The organism is Tepidibacter mesophilus, assembly GCF_002724055.1.
GTDB lineage: Bacteria > Bacillota > Clostridia > Peptostreptococcales > Peptostreptococcaceae > Tepidibacter_A > Tepidibacter_A mesophilus.
On the sequence record NZ_BDQY01000038.1, the window covers coordinates 1 to 16,755 of the forward strand.

Genomic DNA, 16,755 nt, shown 5'->3' on the forward strand with positions numbered 1-16,755 from the left:
AAATCTTTGACATTTTTAAGATGCCTTAAAAATGTATTATCTCGTATTAGCATATCTTTCGATATGTTATCCGTGTGTATAGGGCAGGTTACCCACGCGTTACTCACCCGTCCGCCGCTAAGATTAAAAAGCAAGCTTTTTAATCTCCGCTCGACTTGCATGTGTTAGGCACGCCGCCAGCGTTCATCCTGAGCCAGGATCAAACTCTTAAATAAAATTTAAAGTTTGTCAGTACTCAGTAAACTGACTTTTTGTTTGTTTATTCCGAAAATCACTGTTGTGATTTATTTATAACCTACTGTTTAATTTTCAAAGTTCATATGTTGTGTTCATGTGTTTCTCGTTCACCTCATTATCGAGGACAAGTAATAATATATCACCTTCTAAACAATCCGTCAACACTTTTTATATATTTTTGTATATATAAGTCTAAAAATGTCTTTAAACACACAAAATCAAATATATAATGATTAACATAGTAACTATATTCATATCCTTAATTAAATTAAAAATCAGTTTCCATTGCTGATTTTTATAAAAAATATATTAGGTAATATTTAATAATACTACCTATAAATTATAATCATTATATATTCGATGTTACTTATACTCTACATTTGTACATTATTTTATTCATATTTTCATAAATTTATTTATATCTTCTTCTATAACTTTAATAGAGCCTCTCCAAAATTCTATATCTTCAAGATCTATTCCCATAGTATCTCCTATTTCTTTTATATTTTTTCTACCTGTTATAGATAGAAGTTTATTGTATTTATCTGCAAAACTATCTTTTTCATTTAAATACATATTATACAGTCCCTTTGAAAACAAAAGACCAAATGCATAAGGAAAATTATAAAAATTTTCATCAGCATAATAATAATGAGGTTTACATATCCACATATATGGATGAAGATAGTTTTCATCTAATCCATCCCCATATGAATTTTTCTGTGCTTCTACCATTATTTCTTTTAATTCTTCAACAGACACAGACCCTTCTTCTCTTCTTTTTATCATCTCGCTCTCAAATAAAAATCTGCTGTATATATCTACTATTACTTGAGCATTATCTGATATATCATTTTCTAATATAGTTATAAGTTTGTCATCTTCTAATTCCTTCATAGCTGCTTTTTTGACTATAGTCTCACAAAATATTGATGCAGTCTCAGCTATAGGCATAGGATAGGTACTATTTAGATATTTTTCATCTTTAAGACAATAATCATGATATCCATGGCCAAGTTCATGAGCAAGTGTCACCACATCATTAAATTGTCCAGTAAAATTTGATAAAATTCTACTTTGCTTTACAGCATGTATATTTTCACAAAAAGCTCCACCTCTTTTTCCTTTTCTTGGCTTTGCATCTATCCACTTATTTTCAAATGCATTATCTGCAAAATCAGCAAGTTCATCACTAAATGTCCTAAAGTTATTGACTATATAATCTCTAGCTTCTTCATAAGTGTATTTTTTATCAAATTCACCTACTGGTGCAAATAGATCGTAAAATGCAAGTTTGTTGAGACCAAGCATCTTAGCTTTTTTATTGTAGAACATTCTAAACATAGGTAGACTTTCTTTTATTGCCTCCATTAGAGTATTTAGTATTTTTTCATCTAATCGAGAATCCAACAATGTTTTTTGAAGAACACCATCATATCCTCTCAACTTGCATAATGTTATAGCCTCACCCTTTATGCTGTTAAGAGCAGCTGCAGATGATTCTTCTATTTTTTCATATGATTTAAGTTCTGCATCATATGCTTTTCTCCTAGTATTTGAATCTTTATCGTAAGCCATGCTTCTGATAACAGAAAGAGGTTTCTTTTTAACCTCACCATCTTCTTCTATATCAACCATCAATGTAGAAGTCAGTAATTCTTGTAGTTTAGTCCATGAATCAGAACCTGTATTTTTCATTTTGGATATGCTCATTTCTTCTTTTTGTGTAAGTAAGTACTTATATTTATTTCTCAATTCTTGAATATAAAAGGAATATTCTTTTATTACATTTGAAGAGTTTATCAAATCCTCTATGTTCTCTATTTCTCCTATATATTTTTCAAATTTAACTTTTGAGCTAGTTATTTGAGTCATATCTTTTTCAAGCTTTTCAACAACACTAAGAGCTTTTTTATTCTTTGCATCTGCACTTAGTGTAAGCTGAGCATAAGATATTAATTTCATAAATAAATCAAAAAAATCATTGTAATTAATCAGTATATACTCTATCTTTTCCTTACAATTATCATAAGAATTTAAATTATCATCGCTCCATTTATTTATATCTTCTATGTATTTATAGAATGTACATAAATCACTGTTAAACTCCTCACTATCAAATGACTTGTATATATCATCTAAACTCCAAACCAAATCCATAAAAATCCTCCTCATTCATAATTTATAAAACCTATACTTATTATTTTGTTTATATATCTACGACTTTATTCATTTTTTAATAGCATAAGTTTTATTATTATATCTAATAAATTATTTCTACCTTCTCATACCCAAGTCCTGTTAATATATTTTCTAATAATTTTTGTGTATTCTTGTTTGACTGTTCTAAAAAACCTTGTTTTATCATTTTTTGTTCTATATTATCTTTTTCTTTACTTATTTCTGTGAATACATCTTTTATTTGAAGTTTGTTAAATAAAGAAGTCTTTTCATCATATACATATATATTTTTTTCATCTATTGTATGATCTAATATCTGTACTTTTTTTATTTTTAGTTTTATATTGTTGTTTTTATTTTCAATTATTTTTACATCATTCAGATCTATTCCAGTTTTTATTACTCCATCATATTTTATTAAAAATGATTTTTGAGTAAATGGAATTTCTAGATCTTTTATCTTTTTATTCTGTTTAAAAGAAACTATATTTGTATAATAATATTTATTAACAGATAGTTCTTGTATTTGAGAAATTTTCCCTAATATAGTAGTAGAATCTTTTTCTTTATTTAATTTTAATATGTTTCCACTCGTTAAAATTGTAAATAATATAAATATAGCAAAAAGAATCATCAAAATTTTATTTTTATCATTTTTAACTATCAATGTACCCTCTCCTTTTGATATAATAATGTTTTGAAGATTTAATATAATAATAAACATAGAAAGGAGAAATATCAATGTCAACTTTAATATTTGGTCATAAAAATCCAGATACTGATTCGGTTACTTCAGCCATAGCATTTTCTCATCTTAAAAATAAATTAGGTTTTGATACAAAGCCATGTGTTTTAGGAGATATAAGAAAAGAGGCTGAATTCGTTCTTGATTACTTTAAGTTAGCACATCCTACTTTTATAAAAGATGTTAAAACTCAGGTTAAGGATTTAAACTTTAATAAAATATCGGGAGTAAATCCTAATTCTTCAATTTTATCAGCTTATAAAACTATGGAAGCCTCTAATTTAAAAACGCTTCCTATAGTTGATAATAATCATAAATTACTTGGAATAGTAACTATGAAAGATATCGCTATGAATCTTGTAAACGGCAATATAGACTGCCTGAATACAACTCTTTCAAATATAGCTTCTGATTTAAATGGCGATATTCTTATAAATTCTAATGATATTGTAAATGGAAAATTATCTATAATAGCTTTTTATTATAAGACTATACAAGGCACTCTATCTGACAAGGATATAATAATAGTTGGAGATAGATATGATGTTATAGAACACGCTATAGAATCTAAAGTTCAGTTAATAATATTAACTGGAGACAATGAAATTCCTGAAAAATACTTAAACCTAGCTAAAGAAAATAGTGTATCTATAGTGAGAGTTCCAAATGATACTTACTCTACTTCTAAATTAATACATCAATGTAATTTTGTATCATCTATAATGAACTCTGATATAGTTAAATTCGAAGAATGTGACTATATAGACGATGTAAAAGAAGATATATTACATACTCATTATAGACATTACCCTGTTATTGATTCTAATAATTCATTCTTAGGTTTCTTAGGAAGAGATCATCTTTTAAATCCTAAAAAAAAGCAAGTTATATTAGTTGACCATAACGAAGAAGCTCAAAGCGTAGATGGTTTAAATCAAGCTGAGCTTCTTGAGATTATAGACCACCATAAAATAGGTGGAATATCTACATCTTCTCCTATCAACTTTAGAAATATGACTGTTGGAAGCACATGTACTATAGTTTATACTATGTTCAAAGAAAACAATATAGAAATACCTTTTGAAATTGCAGGAGTTCTTATATCTGGTATATTATCAGATACGCTTTTATTTAGATCTCCTACAACTACTGATGTAGATAAGGCTGCAGTTGAAAATCTTAATAAAATTTTAAATCTAGATATTGAAAAATATGCTATGGAAATGTTCAAATCTGGAACTTCTCTTGATGGATTCTCAATAAAGGAAATAGTTAATATGGACTTTAAAGAATTTAATCTTGAAGGATTAAAGACAGGTATAGGACAGGTATTCACTTTAGATATAGACTCTATATTCAACAAAAAAGATGAATTCTTAAATTATATAAATGATACAGACTATGATTTATGTGTCTTAGCTATTACAGATATAATAAAAGAAGGTTCTTATTTAATATATAAAAGCGAAGATAAGTTGATATCTAAAGCATTTAATGTAGAAGCTTCTCAAGGTGTATTTGTGGACGGAGTGGTTTCTAGAAAAAAACAATTAGTTCCTAATTTAACTGAAGCTATAAAATCTTCTAAATAAAAATTCGTCTACTCGCTAACGCGGTGACTCATATCGCCACGATCCCTACGGGCTCCGTTGCTCAAAAATAATCTCAAGTGTAACTTCTTTCAAGTTATCGGCAGAATAAAATTATTATACTTCTTATCTAATAAAAAACCAGCCTATGGCTGGTTTTTTATTATTACATTTTTTCTACTTCTGGATATTCAACTCCAAATGTATCTACTGTAACTTTTTTCATTTTTTGATCTTTATGTGGCTTATCAGAATAATCTGTATCTACTGATACTATTCTATCTACTTCTTCCATTCCCTCAGTAACTCTTCCGAAAGAAGCATATTGATTATCAAGGTGAGGTGATCTTGCAACCATTATAAAGAATTGAGATCCAGCTGAATTAGGATCCATAGTTCTAGCCATAGAAAGAACTCCTCTTTCATGCTTTAAATTATTTGTATGTCCATTTTGAGAGAATTCTCCTTTTATAGAATATCCCGGTCCACCCATTCCTGTTCCATTAGGGCATCCTCCTTGAACCATAAATCCAGGTATTACTCTGTGGAATATAACTCCATCATAGTGCCCTTTTTGGATTAAAGATATAAAGTTATTTACAGTATTAGGAGCTATATTAGGGTAAAGCTCCGCTTTAATTATGTTTCCATTTTCCATTTCAATTGTAACTATTGGATTTTTTTGCATTCGTATCTTCCTTTCTTTTTTATAAATATAATTATGTAGTTTTACAATTGCGACTACATAATTATATCAAATTTTTAGGTTCTAGTTTTAATTATTTCTGTTTCTAGGAATTTTATATCATCTAAATCGATTTTTTGTATTTTATTTAATATTTCTTTCCTATATTTTTCTGATAATAAATTTTTAGATTTTAAGTTATCCTCTATTACATCTGTCCAGTTTATTTTTTTCCTATTATAATAAACATCATAGTCTACGATTCTTTCTCCATCTTCTAAAAATTCAGCTCCTACTAGAATCTTTTTAATATATTTTGGATCATAGAACGTAAAAAATCTGACTCTATATACCCCAACAACCATGAATAACCTAGGGTAATCTTTAGTCCAAGATTCTCCAAGTATAACCCCAAGTTCTAGTCCCTCGAGTATCTTTAATAGCCTATCATAATGAAGTTCATAAGCTCCATATCTGTCATATATCTTAATTTCTATTTCATACCAATCTTTATTATCAAGTCCAGCATTCAGATATCTTAATGCATCTGTTCTCATTTTTTTTATAAGTGTTGAATATTTCTCTTCTATATAAAGAGCTTCCTTATATATATCAGCTACATTAAATGTTTTTCTAAGAGGTTTATCTGTAAAGGCTACTACTGTTCCTTTGTCATTATAATTTTCTAGTATGTTTATAACATCTCCCTTAACATAGCTTTTTTTATTGTCTTCTTCTATTTTTTCTATTATCTTATTTAAATCCCCAAATACTCTCATAAATATTATTCTAGGAGCAATTCTTGAATATGTTATATATTCTTTAATATCATTATTTAATAAACTACATAATATTACATCCGGTTCCTCTTGAAGAATAAATATATCTAAACATTCTTTTGAATTTATAATATCCTTAGCCTTTTCTACTATAAATATTATTGTACACTCTTCATCAGCTTCTTGAAAAGCAGATATTAAGTCGCATTTTCTAGATGCATTTAATTGCTTAGCAAAGTATCTTTTAACCTGTAATACATCATTGCTTTCAATTATTAAGGATTTTGGTCCTCTTCTAACCATAGAAAACATAGTATCATCTCCTTATAATCCTATTTTTCCCTTTCTAAGTCTCTCATCATCTATCCCAAATGGATAGGGTAAGTATTCAACCTTTTTTGTGTCTGTATATATAATATTTATACTTTGAATTCCATTTAAATATATTTTTCCATTATCTATTTTATTTCTCATTTGTAGATTGTGACCATATAAATTATATTCTTGAGGATCTTTTATTATTTCATTAGAATAATGACTCATTCTAAGTTTTAAATTTTTTATGTTTATATTTTCACTTTTGTCTATTATTTGTATTTTATTTGATATCTCCTGCAGTTTCTCTTTTTTGTCATGATTGCCTAAGCATATATATATTTTTTTTGCATTAGATTTTGATAATATATCTATTAAAACCTCAAGTCTTTTAGTATATCTGTATAGAGAGTAATGACAAAATTCAAGTTTTATATTATCAACTAAATCACCTGTATGGATTATGTATTCTGGATTTATTTTTCTTATTAAATTTTTCAGAGCATAAAAAAAGCCATACGGTGTATCTGATATGTGAAGTATTACTTCTTCTTCTCTATTTCTTATATGCTTTGGAACATAAACTTTTCCTATCGATCTGTTTAAAATCACTTTAAACTTTTCCATTAAATCATTCCTTATACTGATGTATTTACTTAGATTATACTTTATATTTTTTTAATTTTCAAAATTTAGTTTTTTTGCACAAAAAAACTACCTATTTAAATAGGTAGCTTATTTTATATCCGCACATAATTCTTTTGTCTCTATATATTCTAAATCTAATATTCTCAATATATTCTTTGCTCTTTCTTTAGTACTTCCACTTACTTCTATATAATTAACATTTGTTGCTTTTTTATAACGAATAAAAATTTATATTCCTCTTTAAATTATGGATAAATATAAATTTCGTTATGAGTTTCAAAAAAGTATACATTAGATTTTTTGAAGGAATACTTTTTTATAACCTTCATAAAATAAGTCTTTACAGAACTCTTTTTCAAATTTAAGTGTATCACTAGGCTTCATATCTGTATCTGGCTCTATTACTACAATATCTTCTTTAGTATAATAATCTAATATATATTCAGGTATTACATATCCTTTTCTAAGAGCTATTATAAATAGTTTGTTCACTTTTTTATATATAAATGGAGATAGTAAGTTGTTGTTTAATATTCCCCCATCTAAATTATACCCTTCATACTCACCATTTAGTACATCTTGTTTAAATGTATCAAATACTTCTTTTGAGTCGAATGTATTTATTAATTGTTCAAATGATACTTCCTCATTTATATTACAAGGAAGAAGAGAACTATATTTTATATAAGATAGAGCTAGTTGTTTATTATAGCCCTTAATATTTGTAACTATTTCTCTAAGTTTATTATCTTTAACATTTACATAATTAACATAAAGATCTGTGTTATATTGTATATTTTCATCTAAATTATTCAAATTGTTTATAAGTTGTGAATTATCTACGACTTTTCCACAGATTTTTTGCTTTGCCATCTCATCATCATCAATATTTATCCACAATTCTTTAAGTTTTCTAACATTTTCTGTGTATATAAAATATCCATTAATAGATCCTATTGAAGTCCCAGTTACTATATCAAATTTAATTCCTTTTTCATAAAGCCCATATATAACTCCTGCAGCAAAAGCTCCTTTTGCTCCTCCCCCAGGTAAACAAACTCCCAACATAAAAATCTACCCCTTTATATTCCATAAAATTTCAAGAAACTTTTATATGCATAATAATGATCATTTACTCCACCAAGTTCTCTAACTGAATGCATAGCAAGTATAGATGTTCCAATATCCACACTGTTTATATCTAAATGAGTAGATGATATAGGTCCTATAGTAGATCCACCCGCTTGGTCTGATCTGTTTACAAATTTTTGGCAAGGTACTCCCGCTTCTTTACATATAGCTTCATATACAGATATTGAATAACTATCACTCGTATATTTTTGATTTGCATTTATCTTTATAACAGGGCCCTTATTTATTACTGGTCTATTAGTAGGGTCATGCTTTTCTCCTCTATTTGGATGGACAGGATGAGCCATATCAGCAGATATAATGAAAGAGTTGTATATACTTGTAAAGAATTCTTCTCTAGTTTTATTTAAAGATATAGTTATTCTCTCAAGTATGTTCTTTAACATATTAGAATCTGCACCTTGTTTTGTTGAGCTTCCTATTTCCTCATTGTCAAACATTACAAATATATTAATTCCTTTTGAGTTGTTTGAATTTATTAATGCATATAGGCTTGAGTGTGCCATGGCCAAGTTATCAAGTCTAGCAGATGAAATAAATTCCTCATCAAGTCCTACTAAGCATCCCTTTTCATACTCATATAAAAACAAATCAAAATCTAGTATATCACCACAAGGAATACTTATTTCTTTACTTATCTCTTTTAATAGTAATCCATCTTTTTCTAAGTTTTCATTTACAATAGAAACAAGAGGAACCATATCAACCTGTTTATTTAACTCAACTCCACTGTTCACATTTCTATTCATGTGTATAGCAAGATTTGGTATAATACATAATGGTTTATTTATATTTACAAGCACTTCCTTTGGCTTTAATATATTATCACTTTTAACAGCCACCCTTCCTGCAATAGCTAAAGGTCTATCCATCCAAGTACTAAGAATCGGGCCACCATATACCTCTGTATTTAACTTTAAATAAACTTTCTCACTTACCATCTCAGGATTTGGCTTTATTCTAAAGCAAGGAGCATCACTATGAGATGCTATTATTCTAAATCCTTCTTCATCAACCTTATCAGAATTTATCTCAAAAGCTACAAGAGCAGAAGAATTCTTAGTTACAAAATACTTACCACCCTGTTTAATATCCCACTTATCAGTTAACTTTAACTCTTTAAATCCTTCTTTTTCTAAAATATCTACACTCGTCTTAACGGCATGAAAAGAACTAGCCCCCTTATAAGCATAATCTATAAGATCCTTAGCAAACTCTTTTTCTCTCATATTTAATCCCACCCTTTTATTTATTCTATATTATATTTAACTTTACATAGTCTAAATTAATACTCTTAATCCCCTTATTCTCAAATGCTATGCTAACAGTAGAACCATTCTTGGCTACAACAGTTCCCTCTCCAAATGCAGGATGCTTAACTTTAGACCCAAGATTTACCTCATTGTTATCTATATCCTTAGCCTCTTTTTCCATATGTCTTTGCTTATATTTTTCAACTAAGCTATTTTGTTTTCTAAGTATCTTATTTTCAGGCTCATTCTTATTAAGACTTTTTAAGCAATCATTAGGAAGCTCTCCTATAAATCTTGATATTCTAGAATAGTTAGTTTTTCCATATATAGTTCTTGAAGCTGCATAAGTCATATATAAAGTTTTCATAGCTCTTGTAATTCCTACATAACAAAGTCTTCTCTCTTCTTCAAGCTCTATTTCATCAGTTAAAGCCCTACTTATAGGGAATACGCCTTCTTCAAGCCCTGCTAAAAATACCACTGGAAACTCAAGCCCCTTCGCACTATGAAGAGTCATTAAGGATACATAATCATCATCTTCATCAGAAGAATCCATATCGGATATAAGGGATATAGTAGCTAAAAATGTTTCTAAATCCTTTTCTTCACTTGTTTTTTCAAACTCCATTGCAACAGATAAAAACTCCTTTAAGTTCTCTATTCTAGTTTGATTCTCTATACTATCATCCTTTTCAAGCTCTTTTATATATCCAGTGTTTTCTAAAACCTTCTCTATAAGCTTAGTTACAGAATATGCATCCTTCATTGCACTAAGAGATGATATTAATGTTGTAAACTCTCTTAACTTACTTTTAACTCTAGTAGATACATCTATGTTATCAGCATCATATAAAGAAAGATACATGCTCTCCTTCTTTAAAAGCGCAACATCTTCTATTTTTTCAAGAGTTCTAAGACCTATCCCTCTTTTTGGCACATTTATTATTCTCTTAAGAGAAATGTCATCAACAGGATTTTGTATAATTCTTAAATAAGCTATCAAATCCTTTATCTCTTTTCTCTCATAAAACTTTATACCACCAAATATCTTATATTTTATATTTTGTTTTATTAAAGCTTCCTCTAGAGCACGAGATTGAGCATTAGTTCTATATAATATAGCGCAATCTTTATACTCTATACCTTTGTCATTGTTTAATTTTTTTATACTATGAGCTATAAAATCTCCTTCTTCTCTTTCATCTCTTGACTTAAAAGTTCTTATTCTATCCCCTAAACCGCTTTCAGTCCATAATTTTTTATCTTTTCTAGTTATATTGTTCGCAATAACTTTATTTGCAGCATCAAGTATAGTTTGAGTTGACCTATAGTTTTGCTCAAGCTTTACAACTAGAGCATCCTCATAATCCTTTTCAAACTCAAGTATATTCTTTATATCTGCACCTCTCCAACCGTATATAGATTGATCATCATCCCCTACAACACATAAATTACCATGTCTTCTAGCTAGCATATTTACAAGCTTATACTGCGCTCTATTCGTGTCTTGGTACTCATCAACCATTATATATTTAAACTTTCTTTGATAAAAATCTAAAACCCCTTCATTATTCTCAAGTATCTCAATAGCCTTCATTATAAGGTCATCAAAATCAAGAGCATTATTTCTCATCAGCCTTTCTTGATATAAAGAATAAACCTTTGCAATATTGCTCATTCTAAAATCATTTTGATGAATTTCCTTAAATCTCTTTGAATTTATCATCTTATCCTTTGCATCAGAAATATGACCAAGAACAGTTTTTGCTTCATACATTTTGTCATTTATATTAAGCTCTTTTATACAATCCTTCATAAGTGTCATCTGATCCGATCTATCATATATAACAAAACTTCTTGTATAACCTATTTTATCTATATCTTTTCTAAGTATTCTAACGCAACAAGAGTGAAATGTGCTTATCCACATATTATGGGCATCTGATCCTATTATTGCCTCTACCCTTTCCCTCATCTCATTAGCAGCCTTATTAGTGAATGTAATTGCTAATATATTAGAAGGATGTACTTCTAAATCATTTATCAAGTGGGCTATTCTGTAAGTTAGAACTCTGGTCTTTCCAGAACCCGCCCCAGCTAAAAGTAATAGTGCCCCGTCCGTTTTAAGTACTGCTTTCCTTTGCATATCATTCAATGTAGATAAATCCATTTAATTTCTCCCCTCAAGTAAATTTTTTATATATTTCAAGTTGAAATTTGCATTAAGTTAAAAAACCTATAGACAATTTTCTATAGGTTTTAATTTTTGCTCATTATATTATTTTATCATATATAAACTAGTATATACAAATTTAAAAGGAATAGATTTTTATCTATTCCTTTTAAATTTCTATTTTCTTATCATAAATTTTACATGTAATAAAGTAAATTACAAAAGTAACAAGTAATATTATTAATGTAGTTAAAAACACTCCAAACCCTACTTCATTTAAAAGCCTCATAAACTCGTCTATATTATAATTCATAGCTACATTGTTAATAGTAAAACCTACTTTTTCTAAATTACTCATCATAAATCCTATAATTTTTCCTCCTATATATAATATAGCTAAAAAAGAACCAAAGCTAATTATTTTAGAATATTTTTTGAAAGTTTTTCCTATTATAGAAGATAAGAATATAGAGCTTATCATATATAATAGTCCAGCTATTGAAAGAACATAAAAAGATGTTGCTGTACTAAAAATTCTTATATCAAAGAACTGCTTTATTTCTTGTATATAAGGAGTTCTATTTAAAAAAATCATAAACTGTATACTCATAAAAATAATTACAGATAAGCTATACACTATATATTGAGTCATTACAGCTAAAAATTTACTTAAAAATATTTTTTCACTAGATACAGGCAGACTCATTAAAATATATATAGTATTATCTTTAAATTCCTGGCTTATAAATTTAGATTCCGCTAATACTAACGGGATTAAAAATGTTAATGGAATTAATAACATATTCATAATAAACCCAGCTTCTAAATTCCATCCATTATAAGTCTTATAAAGAAAAAATATATTTAAAATTAAAAGTAATCCTAAAAATATAATTGTTTCTTTTTTGAATTTATTTATTTCCTTTTTATATAAATTAAATATCATTTCTATATACCTCCTTCATAACTTCACTTAAAGACATGTTGTATTCCATTTTTATATCATCTACATTTCCTGCAAGTTTTACTTTTCCATCCCCTAAAAATACAACATCTTCGAATATATTCTCTGTTTGTAATATTTCATGTGTAGATAAAATTATAGTTTGTTCTCCTTGTCTATAATCTCTTATTATAGTTTCTATTATTTCTTCTCTAGTTAGTATATCAATCCCCGATAAAGGCTCGTCTAAAAGCACAATCTTTGCATTTCTAGAAAATGTAAGCAAAAGTTTAATCTTAGCTCTCATTCCTTTAGATACTTTACCTATTACCATATCTTCTTCTAACTTTAAAAATTCCAGTAATTCTTTATATTTATTAACATCCCAATCAGAATAAAATGAAGATATAAAATCCGATATTTGCTTTACATTCATATTTGAATATAAATAATCTATTTCAGGAAGATAAGCAATATCCTTTTTAGTATTTATGCAGGGCTCATTTCCAAATACCAGTATCTTCCCATTATCAGGTTTATTAAGTCCTGCAATCATTTTTAATGAAGTTGATTTACCAGATCCATTAGGACCTAAAAGCCCTATTATTTTACCAGGCTCTATTTTTAAATTAAAATCATCTAATGCTTTTACTTTTTTAAAAGTTTTATTAACATTTATAAATTCTATCATCATTACCACTCCTTATATTTTTTCCTGCCATAATTTTACCAAGTCTATTACTTCATCATCTTTAAATCCTAAAGATTTCATTTCTTCAACAAATTTAATAAGTACTTCATTTGCCATCTCTTTTTTTATTTCATTTAAAAGTTCTTCTTCATCACATATAAAAGTGCCCTGACCTCTTAATGCCTTTACTAGATTGATACTCTCCATCTCCCTATATGCCCTTTGAACTGTATTAGGATTAACTTTTATATCTTTTGCAAGTTCTCTTTGAGAAGGTATTTTATCTCCTGGTTTTATCTCTCCTCTGATTAACTTCTTTTTTATATCTTCAATTATTTGAAGATATATAGGTTTACTATTGTCAAATTCCATTTTAAACACTCCTAACTATTTCAGTAGTATCACAGTGTACTAATTAACTATTGCACTATAATACTATTATTTATTCCTTACTTTGTCAACTATTTTTTCAATAAAAATTTTATATAAAATCGACAAAACCCTACTTTTTTCATCGAAGGTATATATTTTTATATGTAGAATTGTATATTTATGTATTTCTTAACACAAAAGGAGATTTTTTTATGACAAATAAAAATAACTTTATATATTTTTGTATATGTATATTATTAATAAACGCATTTTTTTTATCAAATTTTTTTTCATTTGGAGAAGAAGACTCTAAGCATATATTGATTATTAACTCTCAAAATCTATCGTATTCTTATACACACAATGTTGTTGAAGGTATTTATTCAAGTTTAAATTCTCAAAACAATATAATTCATATAGAAAATATGGATATTCAAATAAAACATGATGATGAATACTTTGATATGCTTTACAATTTGTATAAATATAAATTCCAGAAATATAAATTCGATATTGTAATAGTTACTGACGAAGATGCTTATTACTTTTTCGAGAAATATAATGATAAATTGTTCGTGAATTCTCCTATCCTATTTTGCGGAATTAACGAATCTAGTATATTAAATAAAATAAATTCTAATGAAAGATACCATGTAGTTGAACAATCAATAGACATAAATAAAACATTAAGTTTAGTAAATAATCTTCACCCAAATAGTAAAATATTCATACCAGTTAACCCGAACTTATTGAGCTATCAGTATATTAAATTATTTGAAGATCAAAAAAAGTATTATTCATCAAAAAACATAGATGTAATTATTTATTATGAATCTAATATTAACAAAGTAATTGATAAAATCAACAATTTATCTGATGATACTGCAATTGTTTTTTTAACAGACTTTCTAAATGACTCTAATGAAATTTCTCCACTATATAATTTAATTGAATACACTTCCAAAAATAAAAATATTCCTATATATACTTTTTGGGATTCAATGATGAATAAAGGAATAGTAGGAGGTTCTTTATGTGATGCTTATGATTTAGGTGATTCTACCGGAAATTTTGCATTAAAAATAATGAACAAAACAAACAATAATATTCATAAATTTTTAGTACAAAATAATTATCAATTTGACTATAATCAATTGAAAAGATTTAATATACCTATATCTAAATTGCCACAAAAATCTGAAATAATAAATAAACCATCTAATTTTTACAATATATCTAAAAACACAGTTTATACATTTGGAGTATATATCATATTATTTTTGATATTAATAATATTAGTACTATTGTTCAATATAAAAAAAGCAAAGAAACTCCAGAGAATACTTAACTCAAGCCAAGAAGAATATAAAAATTTAATTGAGTTTCTACCATTTGGAATATTAGTTCATCAGAATGGAAATATATTATTTGCTAATTCTGCTTTGCTTAAATTATTTAAAATTAAAAATTTAGAATCTATAAAAAACAAACCTTTATATGATTATGTTCATAAAGATTTTCACACAAAAATAAATGAAAGGTTAATTAATCAGAAGAAAAATATATACTCACCCTATATAGAAGAATTAGGTTTAACTCCTAATGGAGAATTTATAGATATAGCAGTTTGTTCTTACCCATTTTTCAACGAAAAAAGCCATTCACTTGTAATAGTAAGTGATTTAAGTGAAAAAAAGAAAGCTGAAGAACTCAAAAATAAAATAATAGAAGAAGAAAAAAGACTAAAACAAGCCCTTGAATATGATAAACTAAAAACTGAATTTTTCTCAAATTTATCTCATGAGCTCAAGACGCCGCTTAATTTAATTTTTTCTATAACTCAATTAATAGAAAATAATTTAACAAATAATCAATTAGTATGTAAATCAAATAATACAATTCATCATATAAATATATTAAAACAAAACTGCTATAGAATGCTCAGACTAGTAAACAACTTAATCGATATAACAAAACTAGACTGTGGATATTTCAATATAGAACTTCAAAATCATAATATAGTAAGTCTTGTAGAAAATATAACTCTATCTGTAAGCGATTATATAAAAAACAAACAAATATATTTGATATTCGATACAAACGTTGAAGAAAAAATAATGGCTGTAGATCCAAATGCAATAGAGAGAATTATTCTAAATCTTCTATCTAATTCTATTAAGTTCACAGATTTAGGTGATTCAATTACAGTTGATTTATTTTCAGAAGAAGACTATGTAACTATATCTGTAAAAGATACAGGAATTGGTATTCCAAATGATAAATTAGAAATAATATTCGATAGATTTAGACAAGTTGATAAATCTTTAACCAGAAATACAGAAGGAAGTGGTATAGGTCTATCTCTTGTAAAGTCTTTAATAGACATGCACAATGGCTCTATAGATGTTAAAAGTGATTATGGATGTGGAAGTGAATTCATAATAAAGCTTCCTGTAACTACTGTAGATGATATAACCGAAATAGATACTGCTTATGCAAAGGATACGTATATAGAAAAAATAAATATAGAATTTTCTGATATATACTCTATATAGTAGTTACGTAATCTTTTTTCAAACGTTAGCTTTATTGATATATCTGGATACTAAAAAAGATGGTTATTTAAATGTTAGTGAATCTATTTAATGCATTCACGGTATTTAAATAACCATCTTTTTCAATTAACCACTATACAAAAAATAAAAAATTCGTCTACTCGCTACGCGGTGACTCATGTCGCCAACGATCCCTAACGGGCTCCGTTGCTTAAAAATAGTTGCAAGTATAGTTTTTCAACAAATGTTATCCATAGATTCAAAATCATATAGTTTCGTATACAATAAAAAAAGATTACGTGGCTACGTCCTACTCTCCCAGGAGGCTGCCCTCCAAGTACCATCGGCGCTAAGGAGCTTAACTTCTGTGTTCGGAATGGGAACAGGTGTATCCTCCTTGCTATAATAACCACATAATCTTTATTTTGTTGTAAATC

13 protein-coding genes and 2 rRNA genes are annotated in these 16,755 nt (G+C 27.3%); 2 read left to right on the forward strand and 13 right to left on the reverse strand.

What is annotated here, in order from left to right; translation table 11 throughout:
* The 3 genes from Tmeso_RS15145 to Tmeso_RS15155 all read right to left on the reverse strand — a co-directional run.
* Positions 1-215, reverse strand: a 16S ribosomal RNA gene (locus Tmeso_RS15145); the annotation flags it as partial.
* 418 nt (positions 216-633) lie between these two features.
* Positions 634-2,397 (reverse strand): M3 family oligoendopeptidase, encoded by a 1,764-nt coding sequence (locus Tmeso_RS15150; protein ID WP_099192713.1) that lies wholly within the window; start codon positions 2,395-2,397, stop codon positions 634-636.
* 103 nt (positions 2,398-2,500) lie between these two features.
* The gene (locus Tmeso_RS15155) at positions 2,501-3,085 is read right to left on the reverse strand and encodes a DUF4230 domain-containing protein (protein WP_187296402.1); all 585 of its coding nucleotides are present in this window, start codon (positions 3,083-3,085) and stop codon (positions 2,501-2,503) included.
* Positions 3,086-3,159: 74 nt separating this feature from the next.
* Between Tmeso_RS15155 and Tmeso_RS15160 the strand changes: the two genes are divergently transcribed.
* On the forward strand, positions 3,160-4,755 hold the full coding sequence (locus Tmeso_RS15160; protein WP_099192716.1) for a putative manganese-dependent inorganic diphosphatase: 1,596 nt from the start codon (positions 3,160-3,162) through the stop codon (positions 4,753-4,755).
* Positions 4,756-4,918: 163 nt separating this feature from the next.
* On the opposite strand, the gene Tmeso_RS15165 is transcribed toward Tmeso_RS15160, so the two are convergent.
* From Tmeso_RS15165 to Tmeso_RS15205, 9 genes are all read right to left on the reverse strand, one after another.
* Entirely contained in the window at positions 4,919-5,440 is a 522-nt protein-coding gene (locus Tmeso_RS15165; RefSeq protein ID WP_099192717.1) for a peptidylprolyl isomerase, read from the reverse strand.
* Positions 5,441-5,514: 74 nt separating this feature from the next.
* Entirely contained in the window at positions 5,515-6,528 is a 1,014-nt protein-coding gene (locus Tmeso_RS15170; protein ID WP_099192718.1) for a hypothetical protein, read from the reverse strand.
* Positions 6,529-6,540: 12 nt separating this feature from the next.
* Positions 6,541-7,158 (reverse strand): metallophosphoesterase, encoded by a 618-nt coding sequence (locus Tmeso_RS15175; RefSeq protein WP_099192719.1) that lies wholly within the window; start codon positions 7,156-7,158, stop codon positions 6,541-6,543.
* A gap of 312 nt (positions 7,159-7,470) precedes the next feature.
* A complete protein-coding gene (locus Tmeso_RS15180) occupies positions 7,471-8,247 on the reverse strand; it encodes a patatin-like phospholipase family protein (RefSeq protein ID WP_099192721.1) in 777 nt (258 codons plus the stop codon).
* A gap of 14 nt (positions 8,248-8,261) precedes the next feature.
* Entirely contained in the window at positions 8,262-9,560 is a 1,299-nt protein-coding gene (locus Tmeso_RS15185; protein ID WP_099192723.1) for a M18 family aminopeptidase, read from the reverse strand.
* Positions 9,561-9,585: 25 nt separating this feature from the next.
* On the reverse strand, positions 9,586-11,754 hold the full coding sequence (gene pcrA, locus Tmeso_RS15190; RefSeq protein ID WP_099192725.1) for a DNA helicase PcrA: 2,169 nt from the start codon (positions 11,752-11,754) through the stop codon (positions 9,586-9,588).
* Between the two features lie 172 nt (positions 11,755-11,926).
* Positions 11,927-12,703, reverse strand: coding sequence for an ABC transporter permease (locus Tmeso_RS15195; RefSeq protein ID WP_099192729.1), 777 nt, complete (start codon positions 12,701-12,703; stop codon positions 11,927-11,929).
* Positions 12,693-13,391 (reverse strand): ABC transporter ATP-binding protein, encoded by a 699-nt coding sequence (locus tag Tmeso_RS15200; RefSeq protein ID WP_099192734.1) that lies wholly within the window; start codon positions 13,389-13,391, stop codon positions 12,693-12,695. The genes Tmeso_RS15195 and Tmeso_RS15200 overlap by 11 nt, the downstream gene beginning before the upstream one ends.
* A 12-nt stretch (positions 13,392-13,403) precedes the next feature.
* Positions 13,404-13,763, reverse strand: a complete 360-nt coding sequence (locus Tmeso_RS15205; RefSeq protein ID WP_099192736.1) for a GntR family transcriptional regulator — start codon at positions 13,761-13,763, stop codon at positions 13,404-13,406.
* A 212-nt stretch (positions 13,764-13,975) separates the two neighbouring features.
* Between Tmeso_RS15205 and Tmeso_RS15210 the strand changes: the two genes are divergently transcribed.
* Entirely contained in the window at positions 13,976-16,318 is a 2,343-nt protein-coding gene (locus tag Tmeso_RS15210; RefSeq protein WP_099192738.1) for a sensor histidine kinase, read from the forward strand.
* 297 nt (positions 16,319-16,615) lie between these two features.
* Here the strand turns inward: Tmeso_RS15210 and rrf are convergent.
* A 5S ribosomal RNA gene (gene rrf, locus Tmeso_RS15215) occupies positions 16,616-16,732 on the reverse strand.
* Positions 16,733-16,755: the final 23 nt, after the last annotated feature.

What these genes read in the sequence shown, in the direction of transcription:
- Tmeso_RS15205 (WP_099192736.1), bottom strand. Translation starts at nt 13,763, where the DNA reads ATGGAATTTGACAATAGTAAACCTATATATCTTCAAATAATTGAAGAT.
- Tmeso_RS15185 (WP_099192723.1), bottom strand. Translation starts at nt 9,560, where the DNA reads ATGAGAGAAAAAGAGTTTGCTAAGGATCTTATAGATTATGCTTATAAG.
- Tmeso_RS15200 (WP_099192734.1), bottom strand. Translation starts at nt 13,391, where the DNA reads ATGATAGAATTTATAAATGTTAATAAAACTTTTAAAAAAGTAAAAGCA.
- Tmeso_RS15170 (WP_099192718.1), bottom strand. Translation starts at nt 6,528, where the DNA reads ATGTTTTCTATGGTTAGAAGAGGACCAAAATCCTTAATAATTGAAAGC.
- Tmeso_RS15210 (WP_099192738.1), top strand. Translation starts at nt 13,976, where the DNA reads ATGACAAATAAAAATAACTTTATATATTTTTGTATATGTATATTATTA.
- Tmeso_RS15180 (WP_099192721.1), bottom strand. Translation starts at nt 8,247, where the DNA reads ATGTTGGGAGTTTGTTTACCTGGGGGAGGAGCAAAAGGAGCTTTTGCT.
- Tmeso_RS15160 (WP_099192716.1), top strand. Translation starts at nt 3,160, where the DNA reads ATGTCAACTTTAATATTTGGTCATAAAAATCCAGATACTGATTCGGTT.
- Tmeso_RS15165 (WP_099192717.1), bottom strand. Translation starts at nt 5,440, where the DNA reads ATGCAAAAAAATCCAATAGTTACAATTGAAATGGAAAATGGAAACATA.
- pcrA (WP_099192725.1), bottom strand. Translation starts at nt 11,754, where the DNA reads ATGGATTTATCTACATTGAATGATATGCAAAGGAAAGCAGTACTTAAA.
- Tmeso_RS15175 (WP_099192719.1), bottom strand. Translation starts at nt 7,158, where the DNA reads ATGGAAAAGTTTAAAGTGATTTTAAACAGATCGATAGGAAAAGTTTAT.
- Tmeso_RS15195 (WP_099192729.1), bottom strand. Translation starts at nt 12,703, where the DNA reads ATGATATTTAATTTATATAAAAAGGAAATAAATAAATTCAAAAAAGAA.
- Tmeso_RS15150 (WP_099192713.1), bottom strand. Translation starts at nt 2,397, where the DNA reads ATGGATTTGGTTTGGAGTTTAGATGATATATACAAGTCATTTGATAGT.